12 protein-coding genes are annotated in these 21,694 nt (G+C 44.6%); 11 read left to right on the top strand and 1 reads right to left on the bottom strand.

Going from position 1 to position 21,694, the window contains the following annotated elements; all coding sequences use genetic code 11:
• Positions 1–4: 4 nt before the first annotated feature.
• Positions 5–322, bottom strand: a complete 318-nt coding sequence (locus tag MLE17_RS07980; protein WP_243348229.1) for a hypothetical protein — start codon at positions 320–322, stop codon at positions 5–7.
• Between the two features lie 399 nt (positions 323–721).
• Here MLE17_RS07980 and gpmI point away from each other — a divergent pair, with 399 nt between their 5' ends.
• The 11 genes from gpmI to MLE17_RS07925 all read left to right on the top strand — a co-directional run bounded on the left by gpmI (position 722) and on the right by MLE17_RS07925 (position 21,681).
• Entirely contained in the window at positions 722–2,242 is a 1,521-nt protein-coding gene (gene gpmI / locus MLE17_RS07975; RefSeq protein WP_243348228.1) for a 2,3-bisphosphoglycerate-independent phosphoglycerate mutase, read from the top strand.
• 83 nt (positions 2,243–2,325) lie between these two features.
• Positions 2,326–2,901 carry a DUF3109 family protein gene (locus MLE17_RS07970; RefSeq protein WP_243348227.1) on the top strand — a complete coding sequence of 192 codons (576 nt, stop codon included), beginning with the start codon at positions 2,326–2,328 and terminating at the stop codon, positions 2,899–2,901.
• Positions 2,902–3,087: 186 nt separating this feature from the next.
• Positions 3,088–3,993: a helix-turn-helix domain-containing protein gene (locus MLE17_RS07965; protein ID WP_243348226.1), complete on the top strand. Its 906-nt coding sequence runs from the start codon at positions 3,088–3,090 to the stop codon at positions 3,991–3,993.
• 382 nt (positions 3,994–4,375) lie between these two features.
• Positions 4,376–6,508, top strand: a complete 2,133-nt coding sequence (locus tag MLE17_RS07960) for a hypothetical protein (RefSeq protein ID WP_243348225.1) — start codon at positions 4,376–4,378, stop codon at positions 6,506–6,508.
• A gap of 59 nt (positions 6,509–6,567) precedes the next feature.
• Entirely contained in the window at positions 6,568–8,739 is a 2,172-nt protein-coding gene (locus tag MLE17_RS07955; RefSeq protein WP_243348224.1) for a fasciclin domain-containing protein, read from the top strand.
• A gap of 14 nt (positions 8,740–8,753) precedes the next feature.
• A complete protein-coding gene (locus MLE17_RS07950) occupies positions 8,754–11,999 on the top strand; it encodes a SusC/RagA family TonB-linked outer membrane protein (protein ID WP_243348223.1) in 3,246 nt (1,081 codons plus the stop codon).
• A 12-nt stretch (positions 12,000–12,011) separates the two neighbouring features.
• Complete coding sequence (locus MLE17_RS07945; RefSeq protein WP_243348222.1) at positions 12,012–13,502, top strand: RagB/SusD family nutrient uptake outer membrane protein; 1,491 nt, start codon at positions 12,012–12,014, stop codon at positions 13,500–13,502.
• Positions 13,503–13,558: 56 nt separating this feature from the next.
• The gene (locus MLE17_RS07940) at positions 13,559–15,136 is read left to right on the top strand and encodes a fasciclin domain-containing protein (protein WP_243348221.1); all 1,578 of its coding nucleotides are present in this window, start codon (positions 13,559–13,561) and stop codon (positions 15,134–15,136) included.
• 52 nt (positions 15,137–15,188) lie between these two features.
• Positions 15,189–16,805 (top strand): fasciclin domain-containing protein, encoded by a 1,617-nt coding sequence (locus tag MLE17_RS07935; protein WP_243348220.1) that lies wholly within the window; start codon positions 15,189–15,191, stop codon positions 16,803–16,805.
• Positions 16,806–16,825: 20 nt separating this feature from the next.
• Positions 16,826–19,957: a SusC/RagA family TonB-linked outer membrane protein gene (locus MLE17_RS07930; protein WP_243348219.1), complete on the top strand. Its 3,132-nt coding sequence runs from the start codon at positions 16,826–16,828 to the stop codon at positions 19,955–19,957.
• An 8-nt stretch (positions 19,958–19,965) separates the two neighbouring features.
• Positions 19,966–21,681 (top strand): RagB/SusD family nutrient uptake outer membrane protein, encoded by a 1,716-nt coding sequence (locus tag MLE17_RS07925; protein WP_243348218.1) that lies wholly within the window; start codon positions 19,966–19,968, stop codon positions 21,679–21,681.
• The last annotated feature ends 13 nt before the right edge of the window (positions 21,682–21,694 follow it).

The following is a 21,694-nucleotide window of genomic DNA, read 5'->3' as shown; positions in this document are numbered from 1 at the left end:
CTTCTTATTTAACAGTGACAAAAAACTCGTATTCTTTTGGAATAAACTCTGCTCTTTGATTCCCGTCATCATCCGTCATATATTGCAGCGAGTCTGATAATGAAGGGACAGTATCCACACGGGTTATAGTCTTGATAATGCGATTGTCCTTATAGACATTTTCGCTGGTAATCAACAAAGTATTTTGATCATCAAGCTTTTTGGTACTTAATTTCACCTCTACAGAGTGAGTTTTGTCTAAATCTTTTACTTCACCTCCTCCTTCATCGCAAGATGCCAGCAGTAGAAGCCCGGAGCAAAACATTAACATCAGATGTTTCATGATTTTGTTTTCTTATTTTCAATTGTGGTTAGAAATAAAATGCGGTATAAAGAATCTCCTATCTCTTTTTTTCCATGGACGTACAGCAAATACACCTCATTGATTGGTTACATTTTTCACATTTCAATCAATGCCCGGCAAATATATATGAATATTTGCAATCAACTATTATAGAAAAGGAATAATCCATTTATTGCAAATCTCTTGGAAATAAAAAAACAGACAGATGAGTACGCAGGCACCTCCCCTCCACCTTCTTTCTCTTCTCTTATAATCAATTAAGCAATAAATTTCTTACCTTTGCGAGCAATTTGAAGGGAAGATTGTTTTTAAATATTCTACCGGTAAAGAATTGATTCAAGTAATAGAATAACAAACAAATAAACATCAACTTTAATCATGGCAAAAAAAGCGCTCTTACTGATCCTCGATGGTTGGGGAATCGGCAATCACTCGAAAGCAGACGTAATCTATAACACCCCTACCCCTTACTGGGATTATCTCGTTTCTACTTACCCTAACTCTCAGTTGCAAGCTTCAGGCGAAAACGTCGGTTTGCCTGACGGACAGATGGGTAACTCTGAAGTAGGTCACTTAAATATCGGTGCAGGTCGCATCGTTTATCAGGATTTGGTGAAAATCAATATCGCTTGCCGCGACAACTCTATCCTGAAAAATCCGGAAATCGTTAAAGCATTTACATACGCTAAAGAGAGCGGCAAACAGGTTCACTTCATGGGTCTTGTATCTGACGGTGGCGTACACTCTTCTTTGGATCACCTTTTCAAGTTGTTGGAAATCTCTAAAGAGTACGGCATCGAAAAATCTTTCGTTCACGCTTTCATGGATGGTCGCGACACAGACCCACGCAGCGGTAAAGGCTTTATCGAAGCGCTCGAAAACCAGATGGCTAAAACCACAGGCCAAATCGCAACGATGATCGGTCGTTATTATGCGATGGACCGTGACAAACGTTGGGAGCGCGTGAAAGAATCATACGATGCAATGGTTAACGGTGTGGGTACTCCTACTACCGATATGGTTGCTTCGGTTCAGGCTTCTTACGATGCAGGTATCACCGACGAGTTTATCAAAGCTGTAGTGAAAGTGGATGCTAACGGAAACCCTGTGGCTAAAATCAGCGAAGGTGACGTAATCATTTTCTTCAACTACCGCAACGACCGCGCGAAAGAGCTGACTATCGTACTGACTCAGCAGGATATGCCTGAGCACGGCATGAAAACCATTCCTTTGCACTACTGTACCATGACTCCGTACGATGCAAAATTCCAGGGAATGCACATCCTTTTCGACAAAGACAATGTACAAAATACGTTGGGAGAATATGTTTCTTCATTGGGCATGAAACAACTCCGCATCGCTGAGACTGAAAAGTACGCTCACGTTACTTTCTTCTTCTCTGGCGGTCGCGAAGCTGAATTCGAAGGCGAAGAGCGCATCCTGGTATCTTCACCAAAGGTTGCGACTTACGACCTGAAACCTGAGATGAGCGCTTACGAGGTAAAAGAAAACTTAGTAAAAGCTATCGGCGAGCAAAAATATGATTTCATCGCTTGTAACTACGCTAACGGTGACATGGTAGGCCACACCGGCATCTACGAAGCGATCGAAAAAGCAATTGTAGCGGTTGACAACTGTGTAAAAGATACAGTTGAAGCTGCCAAAGCAAACGGTTACGAAGTAATTATCATCGCTGACCACGGTAATGCTGACAACGCGGTGAACAATGACGGTTCGGCTAACACGGCTCACTCTTTGAATCCGGTTCCTTTCGTTTACGTAACAGAAAATACTGCTGCGAAAGTAGAAAACGGTATCCTGGCTGACGTTGCACCTTCTATCTGCAAAATATTAGGTGTTGATGTTCCTGCTGAAATGACAGGCAAAAGCCTGATCTAACAATTTGAATTAATATTTCGAATTCACATATTGTAGAGACGCAAAATCTTGCGTCTCTACGTTTGTTTAAACACCCTACATCCATGCTTCAGATAGATGATACCATCATCAGCTTCGATCTGATCGAACGCGAATTTATTTGTGACCTCAACACCTGCCTCGGCGCCTGCTGCATCGAGGGTGATTCGGGTGCACCCCTCATTTACGAAGAACGGGACAAAATCGAAGAGCTTTTACCAGTGATTTGGGATGACCTGTTGCCCGAAGCGAAGAAAGTAATCGAAGAGACCGGCGTCTCCTACATCGACGAAGAGGGCGACCTGGTGACCAATCTGATTCATGGTAAAGATTGCGTCTTTACCTATTACGAAGGAAACGGCATTTGCAAATGCGTCCTCGAGAAAGCATTTCGTGAAGGCAAATCCGACTTTTACAAACCGATCTCCTGTCACCTTTACCCAGTCCGACTGAAAGAGTATGACGGTTTTACCGCCGTGAATGTACACCGCTGGAAAATATGCAAGTGCGCCGAAGTTTTGGGACGTCGTGAAGGTGTAAAGCTTTACCAATTCCTCAAAGAGCCGCTGGTTCGTCGTTTCGGAGAAGAGTGGTATGAGCAGCTGGACATCGCGGCAAAAGCATTGCCTGATGCGGAATAATATTGAAAAGCGAAATCGGTCCGGTTTCGCTTTTTTGTTCCTGAACAAATGGTCTTTGGCATGGATTTCCATTCATTTCCAGTCATTTCATCCACAAAGTCAGCGATTATCAACCCATTGCGATATTCATTTGTGATAAAATAGCTATTTTTGGACTTCTAATACTACTAACAAACATAGCATCTTATGATTTCAAACAGTGAAAGCATCGACATCAAGTATCTGATTGCCAATGATTGTGACCATCAATGGGGTCTGACAGTAAACAGCGTCGGTTTTCAGGAAATCAAACCCGGCTCAGAGTATCCTCTCAAAGAACATCCCTCCGGTTATTATTTCAATTATAATAAAGGACGAATTCTCCGCGAATATCAGCTTGTTTATATCACCCGGGGGCATGGTGTCTTCAAATGCGATGATACCCCGGAAACTCAAATCGGACAGGGCTCCCTGTTTCTGCTTTATCCCGGTAAATGGCACACTTATCATCCGGACATCAAGTCGGGCTGGAACGAATATTACATAGGCTTTTCAGGCTCTATCATTGACAACCTTGTTGTTTCCGGTTTTCTAGACCCGGCAACTCCGATTTTAAACATCGGACTGAGCGAAGAAATCGTGCGCCTTTACAAGGAAGCCATTGAGGTCGCCAAGGCAGACAAAAGCGGCGCTCAGCAACTGTTAGCCGGAATAGTGATGCACATCACCGGTATCGCTCTTTCCATCTTTAAAAACAAAGTATTCGAAACAGACGAAATCGACCAGAAGATTGAGCGGGCCAAAATCATTATGCGCGAAAGTATCATGCAAGACATTGACCTGGAACAGCTCGCCTCGAAACTCAACCTGAGTTATTCGTGGTTTAGAAAGGTATTTAAAGATTATACCGGTTTTGCTCCCGCCAAATACTTCCAGGAGCTAAAGATGCAAAAAGCCAAAGAACTGTTGACACATACCGGAAAGCCGGTAAAAGAGATTTCGATCATGCTCAACTACGAATCTACGGAACATTTCTCCACCTTATTCAAGAAGAAAACCGGCTTTACGCCGCTTGAATACCGCCACCATGGACGGGAGAATTCAACCAAATAACCAGAGGGCCTAAAGCCCTCTTTTTTTGTCCTTAAATGATACCATATCTTTAATTTTATCAATTCGCCCACGCTCATCCCGAAACAGCCTGTGTAAAAATCACTTTTACCCCCTAAAACAACTGCCATTTTTAACCTATCCTGCTCTATCCCGAGTTAAAACAACTTATCACACTATCCTACAATAGATTACAGCACATAACACCCAAATCCCGAATTATCCCGAAAAATCAAATCACTAATCATTAAAATCATTTTGACAACCCGCATAACAACGAGGCTTCTTACTTTTGTTTTTACATATTTTTCAGCTTTTACCACCTACTATTTTCACTAAAAAAGCTGGAAAAAACCGCTTTACACATTAACCTTATAATTAAACCATGAGACAGAAAAGAAATCTATTTCTTGCTCTGTTGTTTTTTGCATTTATATACCTTCAAGCAAAAAACACACCCATTAATCGGGAAGCATTAGTCACCCGAAACAATGTATTGGTCAATACATTGGACTCGCTGAATTCGCTAAGTGTAGGAAACGGCAATTTTGCATTCACAACCGACATTACCGGATTACAGACTTTCCCTGAAAAGTATCTTGATGGTGTTCCATTAGGCACCCAATCCCAATGGGGATGGCATAGCTTTGCCAATCCCAACAACTACCGTTTTGAAGAGACTCTGAAAGCGTATGACTTCAGAGGGCGTCAGGAGTTATACTCTACCCAGTTTAATGAAAAGGGACGCCAGCAGGAAGCCTCCGATTGGTTTCGTGTAAATGCTCACCGCATTCATCTGGGACTGGTCGGGCTGGAAATGACCACCAATAATGGCAAAAAAGTGGTGGCAAATGACCTCAGAAACACGCAACAACAACTTAACCTCTGGACTGGGGAGATCAATAGCCGTTTCACCGTGGATAATCAGCCAGTGGCGGTAAAAACAGTTTGCGACCCGGAAGCAGATATGATTGCCGGTGAAATTAATTCTTCGCTTATACCAGCGGGACATTTGCAGATCAACTTTAAATTCCCATATCCGTCAGGCAAACACGTCGATGATGCCTGCAACTGGAACTCTCCGGAAAAACACCAGACCTCTGTCGTGGAGAAAGGCGCCCAATACGTCATCCTGAAACGTGTGATCGACGCTACCGAATATTACGTAACGATCCAATGGACAGGCGCTGCCGACTTCTCGGAAAAAGCTGCCCACTACTTTATTTTATCACCGAAAGGTAATTCGGTTTCGTTTACGTGTGCGTACACTCAAAAACAGCAACCCGTTGATCACTCCACTTTTTCAACAACAGAGAAGCGTTCGGCTGACTACTGGAAAGGTTTTTGGCAAAGAGGTGGCGCGATTGATTTTTCTCAATGTAAAGACCCAAGAGCTAAAGAGCTGGAACGCCGTGTAGTGCTTTCCCAATACCTGATGGCCATTCAATGCTCCGGAAACGTTCCACCACAGGAGACGGGACTGACCTATAACAGTTGGTTTGGCAAATTTCACCTTGAAATGCACTGGTGGCATGCAGTACACTTTGCTTTATGGGGGCGTCCCGACCTGATGGAGCGCAGCCTCGACTGGTACTTCAAGGCTTACCCGATTGCGAAGCAGATTGCCGAAAGACAAGGCTTTAAAGGAGTACGCTGGATGAAGATGACCGATCCATCGGGAGTGGAATCGCCTTCGAAAGTCGGTTCTTTCCTGATTTGGCAGCAGCCTCACTTTATTTATATGGCCGAAATGGCTTACCGCAACCATCCTTCGCAGGAGGTTATCAACAAGTATAAAGATTTGGTTTTCGCTACGGCAGAGTTTATGGCATCGTTTGCCACTTACGACATGATGGAGGGAAGGTATGTGCTGAAAGGTGCTATTCCCGCTCAGGAAACTTTGCGCGCCAGCGAAACCGTCAATTCGCCATTCGAACTCTCATACTGGCATTTTGCCATGGGAGTGGCGCAGGAGTGGAGAAAACGTGCCGGACTTCCCAAGAACCTGCAATGGGAAGAGCTGATTGATAAACTTTCACCATTGGCAGCACAAGATGGCCTCTATCTGGCCGCAGAAACCGCGACTGACACTTATAAAGATATCCGTTTTACCTCCGACCACATGGCGGTACTCGGCGCATTAGGCATTTTACCTAAATGTAATCTGGTCAGAACGGATTATATGAAAAATACCTTCAACTGGATTTGGGACAACTGGAACTGGGGCAAAACCTGGGGTTGGGATTTTGCCATGACTGCGATGTCAGCCGCTCGTCTGGGCATGCCGGATAAAGCTGTTGGCGCTTTATTGATGGACAAAAGAACTAATACCTATCTGCTTAACGGACATAATTATCAGGATCAACGCCTACGCATTTACCTTCCCGGAAATGGTGGCCTACTGAGTGCTGTAGCCATGATGTGCGCCGGTTGGGACGGCTGCAAAGAAAAGAATCCCGGGTTCCCCAAAGACGGCAAATGGAACGTCAAATGGGAAGGACTGCAACCTATGCCATAAACAATACAGGCAAAAACGCTATATACTAAACACACAATCGTTAATCAATAATCACAATCATGAAAAAATGGATTCCACTTTTTGTTGGTTTATTCAGCTTTCTCACCTCGTGTGTGAACGAGTTGGATAAATATTATGAAACTCCCGACTGGCTGAAAGGAAACTCCTGGGAAGTGCTGGAAAAGAACGGCAACTTCAAGCTTTTTCTTTCGGCGGTAGAGCGAACATCGTACAAAGACCTGGTTCAGGGCAAAGGTATCATCACTGTTATGGCTCCGACCGATTCGGCTTTTCAGGCCTACCTGACCGCGAATAATTACAATTCTGTAAATGACATTCCGCTGTCTCAGTTAGATAAACTGATCGGAAATCACTTACTGTTCTACTCTTTCAACAAAGAGGCTTTTGAAGATTACAAGCCCAATGGAGTGGAATCGGAAAACCAGTACAAAGGAATGTATTACAAGTTCCGGACCAAAAGCCGCGACTCCATCTCGGTGGAATACGATGCAACTTTGGGACAATATCACAAAGTGATTCATTTTGATCGTTTCCTTCCGGTTTTTTCAAATAACATATTCGTCGGAAAAGGGATTGATGCCAAATCAAACTACGAATTCTTTTATCCGAATTCCACCTGGACCGGAAGCACCGGTTTCAACGTTTCGAATGCGTCTGTCAAAGATTATGCCCTTGTTTCGGACAATGGTTATGTATATACACTGAATAAGGTGCTCGATCCGCTCGAAACCATTTATACCAATCTGAAGAATGACGCCGGTTACTCACAGTTCACCAAAGCTTATGACCGCTTTGCCCAGTATCAATACGATGCGACCGCCACGACGGATTACGGTAAAGGGGATTCCCTTTTTGTAAAAAGCTATGGAGCCACGCTTCCTGCAATAGCTTCCGAATGGCCTATTTCATCTTATCTCTCGCTGTCTATTCTTTCTTATGGTGCGCATAATGTTTTTGCACCAGACAACAGTGCAATGCAGGCGTTCTTTAACAAATACTGGGCTCCTTACTATTCCGATATTACGAAAGTAAACTTCGAGCCGATGTTGGCATTCCTGCAAAACCACGTATGGAGCGGCACCATTCTCTTTCCTCAGCAAATTGAATCGGGGCTGTACAAATCAACTTACGGCACTCCGATCAAGTTCGACCGAAGCGCCGCTCAAAAGAAAAGCATCTGCGTAAACGGCTCTATCTACGGACTGAATCAGGTAGTCGTTCCACCGATGTTCCAGAAGGTAACCGCTCCGATGTATTGTGATCCAAAATATAACCTGATATTGGATATGATGAAAAATGCATCATACATCCCGACTTTGATTTCGAATTCCAACTCCTTTGACATCTTCTATCCTTCGAATGATATGTTGCTGTCATACACCAACCTGGACGGAAAGGCAATGTACTACATCAATACAAATCCGCTGAAATACGGAGCGCAGGAGATTCAGATTGACGGGGATAACGGCCCAACCACCATGAGTGTCAACCAAAAGAAAACACTGGCCGGTTCGCATATTGCTACTGAAAAGATTTCAACACGTACCAATGAAGCGGTTTACCGCACTCTGCAACCATACAATTACATTTACACAAAAGGAAATAAGGCATATTCATCATCTCTTTATAACATAGGTTCGGATGCCAAGGTGCCTACATTTACAAAAATCGAAGGCGAATGGGATAATGGTAACGCTTATGCTTTGAATGGAGAGACAGCCTCTGCTCTTGTTCCGGAATCGAACCAGTTTAAATCGCTTTCAACCACTACTTCTCCCGCAGATTTAAAAACATTTATAGCTTACATGACTGCCGCCGGATTTACTTCAGCGACGCCTCCGTATAACTTCCTGCAGGGAGAGCGTTTTATCGCTTTGGTTCCACCCGCAGCCAGTCTGCTTGCTGCTTATAATGCATTACCAAGCAAAACAACAGAAAAAGTGGCGGCCCTATTCAAACCCTACTTTATCAACGTAAGTGCCAGCAACCTGCTGGATTACCCTTTCCCGGGAGCCAACGTACAGGGTCAACTGGTCACATTCGGAAAAAAATCGGACGGGACCACCGCAACTTTCACTCTGGTTGACCGCGGAAGTGAGTTGGTCATCATTGATGCCAAAGGAAATGAAGCGAAAGTCTTAAACTATTTCCCTTATATCTACGCAGACGGAGCTGTCTATATGATTGATAAAACATTGGCAGTCGAATAAATAAAACTACGGATATGAAGATATTTCAAAAAATAGCAATATCACTGATTGCCCTGCTGGCAGTGCAATCTATAGCAGCACAAAGAATACTGACCGGTACTGTCCGTGACTCAAAAACCAACGAAGCACTGACCGGTGCCAACGTATATATCATGAATGCTGAGAATCGTTCACTGGGAGGTTGCATCGCGGATTTGAACGGTGAGTACAGACTAAAGATTCCTGAAAAAGGAAACCTTACCATCAGATATTCGTTTGTTGGTTACAATTCAAAATCAATCAAATATACTGACCAGAAAACGGTTAATATCGTTCTAGAAGATGCCACTACGCTTAACGCAGTTGAAGTATCAGCCCGAAAGATTGAGAAAAACGCATTGGGACAAACTACCCGCGAACGCGTATCGGCTGTACAAAAAATCAACCTGGATAACCTGGAGACTGCCAATGTAACCAACGTCACCGAAGCCCTTCAGGGAGCCCTGCCCAACGTGGATATCCTGACAGGTGCCGACCCTGGTGCCGGAACTTCCATCCGCATCCGCGGTACGTCATCATTAAGCGCATCTGCTGAACCGCTTTTCGTATTAGACGGTGTACCTATGCCGGTTGACGTTTCGTCTGATTTCAACTTTTCCACAGCCAACTCGGACGATTACAGCCAGTTGCTCAACATTTCCCCAAGCGACATCCAAAGTATCGAGGTACTGAAAGATGCTGCTGCAACAGCTATCTACGGTTCGAAAGCCGCTAACGGAGCACTTTTGATCACCACGAAAAAAGGCAGCAAGGGTAGAATGGCTTTTTCCTATTCATCTAAATATGAGACAACCCATGAACGCAACTCTATCCCGATGCTGAATGCCAAACAGTATGTTTCGATGATGCAGGATGCGCTCTGGAATTCCATTAATGATGCAGGCCAGGGAACAAGTGAAGCATCGACCTACATGAACCTACTTTACAATACCAAGGAAATCGGTTATGACCCCACCTGGGCTTACTTCAAAGAGTACAACCAGGATATAAACTGGCTGGACCAAATCACGCAAAACGGTTTGTCGTGGGATAACAACGTTTCGCTTTCCGGTGGAGGTGATAAGGCCGATTACCGTTTATCATTAGGCCATCTGATGAATGACGGAACCACCGTGGGTACAAAATACCAGCGCTTCAGCGGTAAATTCAACATGCGCTATAAATTTTCCGACAAACTGGATATCGGTGTCGACTACAGCTTTACCCGGGGTAAAAGAGATGCCTCCTACTTTAGTAACCTTCGTAGCCAGGCGTTCACTAAAATGCCAAACATGAGCCCCTACATCATCGGCGCTGACGGGTTACCTACGAAAGAATACTTTACACCATACAGCTATCTTCAGGGTTCATATTCAACCAACGGAATTTTTAACCCGGTCGCCGTGGCTAACGAGGCTAAAAACCAAACCACATCGGTAACAAGTCTGATGATTTTCAACCTGCATTACAAATTCTTCAACGGCCTGGATTATTTCGGCATCATGGGTTTTCAGTCCAATATGAATACGACTGAGAAATATTTGCCACAATCTGTAACCGGCCAGTCTTATATCAGTCCGTATGTCGGTGTCAGCTCAGAAGGTGGCTCTGACGTAATGTATCTGACTACTGAAAACCGGTTACTTTTCAACAAGACATTTGCCGAGAAACACAAAGTGCTGTTGAGTGCCAAATGGAATACCGAAAGCCAAAGTACATCATCATTCTCAGGCAGCACTACCGGAAGCTCAAGTTCGGGGATTACCGACCTTATATCGGGAAGTAACTCGAAAAACCTGGGCCCGGGTTCAGGACACGTACTCTACAGAAGTATGGGGGGACTGCTGAATGCCCAATACACATTGATGGACCGCTATGTCGTGAACGGTGGTGTGGGTATCGAAGCCAGCTCAAGTTTGCCTGTGAACAGCCGCTGGGGAGCATTCCCAAATGTCGGTGTGGCGTGGATTTTCAATGACGAAGAGTTCATGAGAAAATACAAATTTATCACCATGGGTAAATTGCGTGTCAACTGGGGACAGAGTAGCAACTCTCCATCCGGTTCTGCTCCTTACGTAGGTTCATTGAGCGCTATCGCCAATGGGTATGGTGAAATGGCTGCTATCCAGCCGGTGAAAATCCAACTGGATAACATCACATTTGAAACCATATCGCAATCAAACCTGGGTGTTGATGTGGGATTGTTTGACAATCGTCTGAATCTGACCTTAGACCTGTACGACAAACTTACCACCAATATGTTGCAAAGTGATGTTGATGTGCCGACTTCAACCGGTTATACTACCGTGAAATACTACAACTCCGGTAAAATGGACAATAAAGGTTGGGAGTTTTCTGCCGATATGCAGGTGCTGAAAACTAAAAACTGGAAGCTGAATTTCAACTTCAACATTTCCCGTAACAAAAACGAAATTGTAGAATTACCCGAAAACAAACAAGCGCTGAACTATACCTTTGATAACAAAACCTACGCCTACAAACTGACAGAAGGAGAGCCTCTCGGTTCATTCTACGGGTACAAGTATCAGGGTGTTTATCAAAACGTAACCGAGACTTACGCCAAAGATTCCAAAGGCAATACCATCAATGACATCAACGGTAAGCCGGTGGTGATGAAAAATGGTACCGTAAAAGTTTACCCGGGTGATGCCAAATATGCCGATATGAACAACGATGGGGTAATCAACAAATACGACATCGTGTACATAGGCAACTCTAACCCACTGGTTATCGGCGGTTTCGGGCTTAATCTTTTATATAAAAACGTTGGATTGGTTGCCTCCTTCCACGGTCGTGCCGGACAAAAAGTGATCAACCAGGTGCGTATGAATAACGAATACATGTACGGAACCGACAACCAAAGTACCGCAGTACTTCGCCGCTGGCGTCACGAAGGGGACAACACCGAAATTCCCCGTGCATTGTATGGACGCGGCTACAACGATCTGGGTTCAGACCGTTTCCTTGAAGATGCTTCATTCCTCCGTCTGAAAACCCTGACGCTGAAATATGACCTTCCGAAAAAAATCTCGGATAGAATGCACGTCAGAAGACTTCAGATCTATGCTACCGGTTATGACTTGCTGACATTCACTAACTACAAAGGCCAGGACCCTGAAATCAGCCTGAAATTCGTAAACGGACTGTATCCAATGTACATTGACAATGCCTCAACCCCAAAACCAATGCGTTTTGCTTTTGGCTTGAATCTTAATCTCTAATACGTTACAAATATGAAATTCAATCATTATATCGTCTCGCTATTGATGCTTGCATTTACGGCAACTTCATGCCAGGACTACCTGACCGTTCTCCCCGAGAACAACCAGAGCACCTCGCAATACTGGAAAACGAAAGAAGATGTGGAGGCCGTACTGGGTGCCGGATATGTGAAACTCCGCGCGGCTCAGGAATATCTGATGCTCTGGGGAGAAGCCCGAGGTAACGGTGTTTACTTCAGCACAACCGGTACTACCGGCCAGCTCGCTGCTCAGAAGCTCCGCCAGTTTGATATCCTGGCCACCAACGATTTGGCTAAATGGGACAAACTCTACGCCATAATCGGTATGGCAAACTCTGTAATTAAATACGGGCCGACTGTGAAAGATGCATCATTTAATGTAAACGTGATGCACTCCTACCTTTCTGAAGCCTATTTCCAGCGTGCCCTGGCCTATTTCTACCTGGTGCGTATCTGGAAAGACGTTCCGTTCGTAAACCAACCCTATGTAGACGATTCTGCACCTTACGATATGGCAAAAGCATCGGGCGATGAAATTCTCAAAAGCTGTCTCGTTGACCTGAATAATGCGCTGGAATCGGCTAAAATCAAATTTCCAGAGACGAATGTGGACAATCCCTTGAACACCAAAGGGCGTGCCACCAAATGGGCGATTTACTCATTGATGGCCGATATCAACCTCTGGCTGGGTAATTATGACGACTGCATCTCAAACTGCGAATCGGTAGTCAACTCCGGACAGGTAGGTTTGATCAGCGGAGCAAACTGGTTTAGCAATTTCTTCCCGGGCAATAGTAACGAAAGCATTTTTGAGATTCAATACAGCTATACGCTCAACCAGACCAACTCATTCATTTCATGGTTCTCAACCAACAAGTATTATTTCATTTCGCCATACCAGCAAGCTCTGTATGAAGCCGAACCCACCGATTTGCGTGGTCTGAATGCCTCTTATACAAGCAGCGATAGCAAAATCTGGAAATACATCGGAATCAAAACATATACAAGTACTTCAGACTCCAGAAACTCCAGCACACAAACTGACCAAAACTGGATTATCTACCGACTGGCAGACATTTACCTAATGGAAGCCGAAGCTTACGCGATGAAAGGCGGCGTTGACAACATGACTAAAAGTACCGCTTTGGTGAATACCATCCGCAACCGTGCAGGCCTGGGTTCCTCACCCGGCGCTTCTGAAAAACTGGATATGATGAAGATTATTCTGGCAGAACGTCAACGCGAATTCTTTTGCGAAGGTAAAAACTGGTTTGACCTTGTCCGGATTGGTAGCCGTGAAGAAGTTGGCTTTAAGGACTTCTTCATCGAACAGGTACTACAGGTCGCATCGGCCAGCAACAGCGCCATGATACGGTCTATGTTACAAGATCAAAATTCATGGTATCTGCCTATCCATTCCGATGAATTGCAAATCAATAAGCTACTGGTTCAGAATCCCTATTACGCAAATTTAGGTAACTAATTTTCAGGGAAAACACCGATTCCGGAAGTAGTCAAAACATTAATAATTAATGACGCATGAAAAAGATATTATTTCTATTAGTCATCTCAATCGCAGCCTTTTGCTCTTGCACCGATCCTTACGCTGCCGATTCGACATACATCAAAGACACCAGCGCATTGCCAGCGGCTTCTTACCTGGAGCAAACCGACTCGTTGAATGCATCTCTATGGGTAGAATTGCTGAAATACGCCGATTTATACAACACCATGAACCTGGCGGCAAACTACACCTGCTTCGTACCCAACAACGATGCGATGAAGGCCTATCTAAGCAAAAAGGGGGTTACCAAAGTAACCGACCTGAGTCTGTCCGATGCCAAAACCCTGGTGAAATACCACACGATAAAAGGTGCTGCCTATAGCGCGGTAAGCTTCGAGGAAGGAGTTATTTCCGACACCACGGCGACCGGAGACTACCTCTCGACTTCATTCGCTGAAAACGGTGGTGCCGTAAGGATTAACCTTGAGGCAACCATAACCAAAACGGTTAAGACCAATAACGCATATGTACATATCCTGAATTCGGCACTTACTCCGGTTACTGAAACCATTTGGGATAAATTGCAATCCAGCGATTTCACCATTTTCAGACAAGCAGTTGAAGCAACGGGATACAAAGACAAACTGAATACGATTTCAGAAGTTATTAACAGCGTGGCTTACAAATACCACTACACGTTGTTTGCGGTACCCGACAGCGTATATAAAGCAAAAAATATCACCAGCTTAGCCTCACTCCGGGATTCACTCAAAGCCGGAAGCGATTACACGGCCTCAACCAATGCACTGAATCTTTACGTTGCTTATCACTTATTTAACCAACAGGTTTCATACTCATCACTGGCATACTTTGCTCTGACCGATACCAAGCGTTCTAAGAACTATTCGACCGTAGCTGCGGACCAGTTGCTTAATGTCTCTGAGGTGAACAAAGTGCTTTATGTAAACTATAATTCGACAACCAAAACCGGGGTGAAATTTCTGGCAGTAAACCGCAACTGCAAAAACGGTGTCGTACACGTTATGAGCGGCCTGATGCCGGTTGTCATTCCAAAGGCTACTACCTTACAATGGGAGCTGACTGATTTCTCACTCATGTCCTCTCTTCTTCCGAAATACAGGGTTTCAGGTCTGACTACCGACTACTCTTATCAGCTTACGTCCGATTTGTTTACCTGCTACAAATGGCTTTCGGTACCTGACACCAAACCGGGATTGACCTATGTCATCACCAATAAAAACAACGCGGTTCCTTACAAGGCCCTGAACTACGATTATCTGCGTCTCAACCTGGGAACCTACGGATGGGTGGAAATGACGACTCCGACTATCGTGGCCGGAACCTACAAAGTGACCATCGAACATTACAATCCGTTGGCGGCACAGGCTCAGGGGAAAATCTGGTTTATCGTGGACGGCACTTACTTCGGTAGCCAGATAGCAACACAAGGTGCGTCAAAAACGGCTAACCAGTTCCTGAAAACAGTAGTCGGTACAATTACTTTCACGACTTCGACTAAACATAAAGTGAAAATACTGGCAGCAGACAACTATTCGTCTGACCTTGATTGTCTGACATTTACTCCGCAATGATAAATGCCGGGTAAAATTTCCAGACAATAATCAAAACGTAAAATCAGCAAAAATGAAGAAGATATATTATTTAATCGCCACGATAGCCATTCTGCTCAGCTCCTGTAACACGAAGTGGGACGATTACTTTTCAGGCTCTTCCTCTACGGAAGAAAATATGAATATGACCATCGCTGAATATCTGAATACCCACTCCGAGTACTCAAAATTCAACGATATACTCACCCAAACCGGATTAAAAACGGAGTTGACCAAAGATCAGCAAATGACCGTATGGGTAGCCAATAACAGCTCAATGGACGCTTCCGGCATTCAGCCGACAGATACGCTGCGGATGCAATACCACATCAACCATTTGCCATTTCTGCAAACCGATTTAAAGAACGGACTCCGCATCCGTTCTTTAAATGGCATTTACTTTCAGATTACGGAAAGAAATGACAGCCTTTTTGCAAATGCATCACAGGTGGTTAAGTCAATCCGACTGAAAGATGGTGTTATTCATGAGATTTCTTCCCTGATGAAATCACGCGTCAATATCTACGAATACATGAAAAACCTGGGCAACGATTACTCAATGATTCGTGACTCTATTTTCAAATACAATGTAGAGAAATTTGACAAGGCAAACTCTACGCCTATCGGTGTGGATAAAACCGGAAATACCGTTTACGACTCGGTTTTTTATGTGTACAACCCGCTTTTTGCTACGGTGCAATTCAACTCTGAATTTGAGCAGTTTACCGTATTCCTCCCAAGTAATGAGGTCATCAACAACTGTTTCCAGACGCTACAAAGCACTTATATCAATATGGGCAAAACAGTGGCGAAGAGCGACTCAACTCTTGCCTGGAGCTGGATTAAGCAGGCTATGTTCTACAAAGGTGAACTCAAAGATTTCAGTTCTACAGATATCAACTCGGCCTTTGGTAAAATCTGGCGAACCACAGTCCAGAAAATAGATGTCGCAAATCCGGAACCTATGAGTAACGGTCTTGTTTACAAAATCACCAAACTTAAGATTCCAAACAATGTCATCATCTCACGTATCAAGTCGTTGGTAGAATACTGGCGTTACCAGGATGCCGATAAACTCTATCCGAGTACCGAAGACCTTTACACATTCAAAGGCCTGTCAGCCGTACCGTCAGTATTTACGGCTGATGCGACACCGAAACCCGCTATCTTGCCAAACTATATTGTTTTGCAGGTTCCCGGAAATGCGGATTCAAACGACGAGTTTTCAGTAGAATTCCCTCCGCTGGAAAAATATTTCAATGTCGAAAAAGGAGATTACAGCGTCCGCGTGATGCAGGTTCCGACCGGGGAATACAACCTCTACATGGGCTTCCGCAGTTCCGCTCACCCATATGTGAATATCTTATTCAACGGCAAACAGGTGGGTACAGAGTTGCAGGCCAGCTTATCGACGCCGTGGAACTACGACCGTGTAACCGAAACAGAAAAAGACCTGAATCCGACAAACGGTACAGCGAAATGGGACGGTTTGGGCGGTTTGGTTGGCGTAGTCAACGTAACGAAAGAGGATGGAACCAGCGGAATGGCATCATTCAAGATCAAGGTTAAATACTCCCGGAACGAAGCTTCAGGTAAAAAGACCCTGATGATTTACCATTGGGCTTTGAAGCCAACCGCGAACAATTATTAATCCTCAAAAAACGACATAACATGAATAAGATCAAAATATCATCACTCTGCATAGCATTGGTTTTGGGCATAATGACTGCATTTGCCCAAAAAGGCCAATGGAAAATCGAGGGTAAAGTATATGAACCGTATCGCAACACCCCGATAGAAGGGGCAGTCGTTAGTATTACCGGACAGAAAGAGTCTGTAAAAACAGACAAAGAAGGTAATTTCCAGGCAGAAGTACCCTCTGCACAGGGCGTAATCAGCGTATGGTTTCCGGGGTATTACACCAATGTGCAACCGATTGACGGACGTAAAAAAATCAATCTCATTTTGATTCCGGAAGAAAAATCGGGTTATTCCGAAACCATGTTACTCCCCTTCAAAGGAGCAACCAATATCCGCGAAAAACAGACGAACCTGTTTTCTATTCAGAAAAAAGATATCAATCTGAATCAAAATGAAGTAGAACAGGTGCTGTCCGGAATTCCCGGCTTACAGGTGATCGGTAAAAGTGGCATGCCGGGCGAAGGCAGCTTTTTCGGTATCCGTGGTACGAATACGTTATCAGCCAACTCTTCGCCTCTGATTGTCATTAACGGCATTCCCTATATGCCCGACATGAACGAATCGGGCGTAATCGGTGGATTTTCCAAAAGTATTCTGAACTCGCTTAATCCGCGCGACATCCAGAATATCACAGTACTGAAAGGCGCTGACGCTACTCTTTTCGGCTCATTGGGTTCGAACGGGGTAATCATGATTGAGACGGATAAAGCGGTTGACCTGGATACCAAAGTGGAATTCAGTTCACAATTCGGCATTGACATGAATCAATCTACACTTCCTGTGATGGGGGTAAAAGATTACAAAAACTACATCGGTAACGTGGCGCTGACCAAGTACAGTGACATGGCTAATGTCCTGAACCTGTTCCCCTATTTGGTTGATGATGACTCTTATTATTACAAGTTTCTTTACAACAACAATACCAACTGGCAAAAGCTGATTTATTCCCCTGGCGTTACCACCGACAATGTATTGAAAATCAAAGGTGGAGATGCTATCGCGAAATATGATGTTTCGATTGGCTACAAAAACAAGGACGGTCAGATGGACGGTACCCGTTTTTCGAAATACTATGCACGCCTGAATTCTGACGTGAACCTGAGTCGCAGGCTGACTTTCAACTCATCCATCATGATGTCATACATGGATTACAAACTTCAGGAGCAGGGCATGCTGGAAAATACAAATCCGATTTTGGCAGCAATGAAGAAAGGACCTCTTTTCTCTCCATTCGAAAAAGATGCCAATAACAACCTGTTGCCAGATTACGCATCTATCCGTGATGCAGACGGAAACCTGATTACAAACAATATGGTGAGCAATCCGGTGGCATTGGTCAATAAAGTGGATGCCAATAACCAGGATTACGATGTACAGGTTAATGCCGGTATGAACTACAAGATGACTGACAACCTCAGCATCAACGGTATGATGGGATTGTACTACTTCTTTACCCGTCAGAATATGTTTGTTCCGGGCGTGACTGAAACCAGTATCATGCCACTCAACAATCAATTGGCCAATAACACAGTGCGTTCGGCTCAGGGAACAACCTTCAACACCTATTTCAACCTGAATGCCAATTACAACAAGACATTCAACCATATCCATCTGGTGAAAGCCTCTGTCGGAGCGCAGGTAGCGATGAACAAAAACTCCTACGATGCCGGTTCGGGTTACAACACGGCCAACGACTTTTACAAAACGCTGGGTTATGTAACTTCCAGCAGCCGCAACTACTACGGATACGAGAATGCGTGGAACTGGATGAACTACAATGCCAACGCTCAGTACATTTACAACCATCAGTTGGCGTTGGGAGCGACCCTGTCAATGGATGCTTCATCTTCTACCGGTACCGACGCAACTCTCTTCCAGGCCTATCCGGCAGTCAATGCTACCTGGATGGCGAAGAACTCAATTCTGAAAGATTGCGACAAAATCAACAAACTGAATATCCGCGGTGAATTCTCTACGACCGGAAACAGCCGTTTTTCATCTTCATTGAGTAAATACTATTACATCAACAAGGTGTATCGCGAACTTTCCGGATTGACCCGCTCGGGTATTCCCAATACCAAAATCGTTCCTGAGCTGAACCGGACATTCGACCTGGGAACTGACATTTCGCTGTTTAACCACCGTCTGGACCTGACTGCTGATGTTTATTACACCAAAAACAGCAAGATTATCATGCCGGTTTCTATTTCCGCCGCTTACGGAACTGATTATCTATATGCAAATGCAGCCAGCGCTGAAAACAAGGGTATCGAAGTCGGAGCACAGTTTGCTGTCATCCAGACCAAAGACCTGAAATGGTATATCGGAGGAACCGTTGCTGCAAACCAAAATAAAGTTACTTCATTAGGTGGTCAAAACAGCATGGTATCGTCCATGTCTGATGGTTCAGCTGTCATTTCTGAAATCGGCCAGCCTTTGTACAGCTTTTACGGATTGCAGGTGGATAAATCAAATCCGGTATTTGCAACCCAGGCTCAGGCTACTGAAGCAAACCTGAAAACAGCTGCCGGAAATGCCTACGAAGCAGGTGATGTTCATTTCGTTGACCAGAATCACGACAATGTAATTGATGACCGTGACCGCGTAAATCTGGGCAATGCAAATCCGAATCTGTTCGGAACGTTCTACACCAAAGCTCAGTATAAAGGGTTTGAACTGTCAGCCAACTTCGGTTACAGCGTAGGCAACAAAATGTACAATGCCGTTCGTCGCAGCATGGAGTCTATGAGCGACTTCTCCAACCAACTGACCTCGGTAAATAACCGCTGGATGAGCGAAGGTCAGGTGACCGATATGCCACGCGCTACTTACGGAGACCCGCTGGGCAACAACCAGTTTTCAAGTCGTTGGATTGAAGACGCGTCATACCTGAAACTGAAAGAGCTGACACTGAGCTACAACTTTAAATTCCTGAATGGAACCACTGTTTACATTTCGGGTGAAAACCTCTTTACGGTTACCAACTACCTGGGACTTGACCCGGAAACCATGTATTCTTACGATACATCATTACGTGGTTTTGATTATGGTAAAATGCCTTTGGCACGCTCCTTCAAATTAGGTTTCAACATCAAATTATAATTGTCAATATGAGAAAGTCAATATATTCAGTTTTAGCAATTGCCATTGCACTGACATTCAGCAGTTGTTCGGATTTCTTCAATCCGGACACTTCCGAAATCCTGCTCGAAAAAGATTATGTGGGAGACTACACCGAGCTCTATTCCGGCTACATGGGATTAGCCGCTACCGTACAGGATGTGGCCGACCAAGCCTCCTTTCTGGAAGGGCTTCGCGGGGATTTCCTGGAACCAACTCCTAACGCCCCACGTGAAATCTGGGACGTTTATAACCATCAGGATACCAAGGGAAACACCTTTGCCAGTCCGAAAGGGTATTACAACGTGATTATGAATGCCAACGACTATCTGGCTCACATTTTCGCCTATCGTAAAAAAGACTCAACCTCCATTTCTACCTCAACCTTCAAAGGTCTGGTAGGTGGTGCGCTTCGCTACAAAGCCTGGGCTTATCTGCAACTGGCCAAAATCTATGGAGAGGCTGTCTATTTTGACGAGCCGATCACAGCGTATGGCGACATCAACAAGTATCCTTTGCTCAAATTTGATGATGTAATTACCAAGTGCGTAAACCTTATCGAGACCGGTATGAACGGCATCGACGGAAAGGGAGACGTAACCTGGTCCACAGAGCTATTCCCGGGACAAGGTCAATCCCCGACTTCACTTTCCTGGGACAAAATCTGCCCTCCCAAAGAGTGTATTTTGGCAGAACTGTACCTCTATAAGAATGATTTCCAAAAGGCTAAAGAGAACTGCATTGCTCTGATAAAACGTGGAGGTGAAAACGAAGCTTCTTATCAGATTAATCTGAGTGAAGGTTCAGGGGACTGGAAAAACTTTGGTAGTTCTTATGTTCGTAAAGAGCAAATTTGTGTACAGTTCTATGACTATTCGTTACACCAAACCAATAGCTATGTGGACTATTATTCAAATACCTATCCCAATAAATATTACCTGCGCCCGACTACGGTTGGAATGAATCGATTCAGTACTCAATTAATTGCCGGAATTCCGAATGATAAATACCGCGGATCAGGAGTAACATTTACTCAGTCAAACGGTGATTGGGTCCTTTATAAATTTCTGCGTGGCAATTTAACCGCAGATAAAATCTACACCAACGATGTTCAGATTTGTCTTTACCGGGCAGCTGAAATTCATTTATTCCTTGTAGAAGCATTGGTGGGAATGGGGCATTTCACAGAAGCACTTGCATTTCTAAATAAAGGAGTCAGTTCGTACTATAATTCAACCACTGGTAAATTCAATGCGCCGTTTACCGAATACCCAACCTGTCTATACCGCACCTCTTCAACCAGCGACCAGGCAAATAGTGGTATCCGTGGCCGTGTTGGTCTTGATGCTGTCGGAACATTTGCGCTCTCTTCAGCATCTGCATTGGACACACTCGTTAACATGCGCCGCCTTGACTCACTCATCGTCGAAGAGTCGAGTCTGGAATTTGCAGGTGAAGGAAAAGCCTACTTTGCAATGAATCGTATGGCCCGCCGCTGGAGTGCAAATGCCGACCGGACCTGGGCTTCTCAGTGGACTGCAAAAGTTGGCAATCCGAATCCGAATAACCTTTGGGGAAAAGATGTACAGAGTGTTTGGGCCACTAAAGTGGGAGCCAAATACACCAATGGCAACGGTGCGACTATTAAGTCTTCACTCGAAGCGAGTCTCGATAACTGGTTTATCAAATACAAAGTCACTGAATAATTTATTCAATTGT

It is taken from the genome of Parabacteroides sp. FAFU027, assembly GCF_022808675.1.
In the GTDB taxonomy this organism is placed as follows: domain Bacteria; phylum Bacteroidota; class Bacteroidia; order Bacteroidales; family UBA7332; genus CAXXIC01.
Note: the sequence above shows the minus strand (reverse complement) of the source record. Positions and strands in the feature narration are given on the sequence as shown.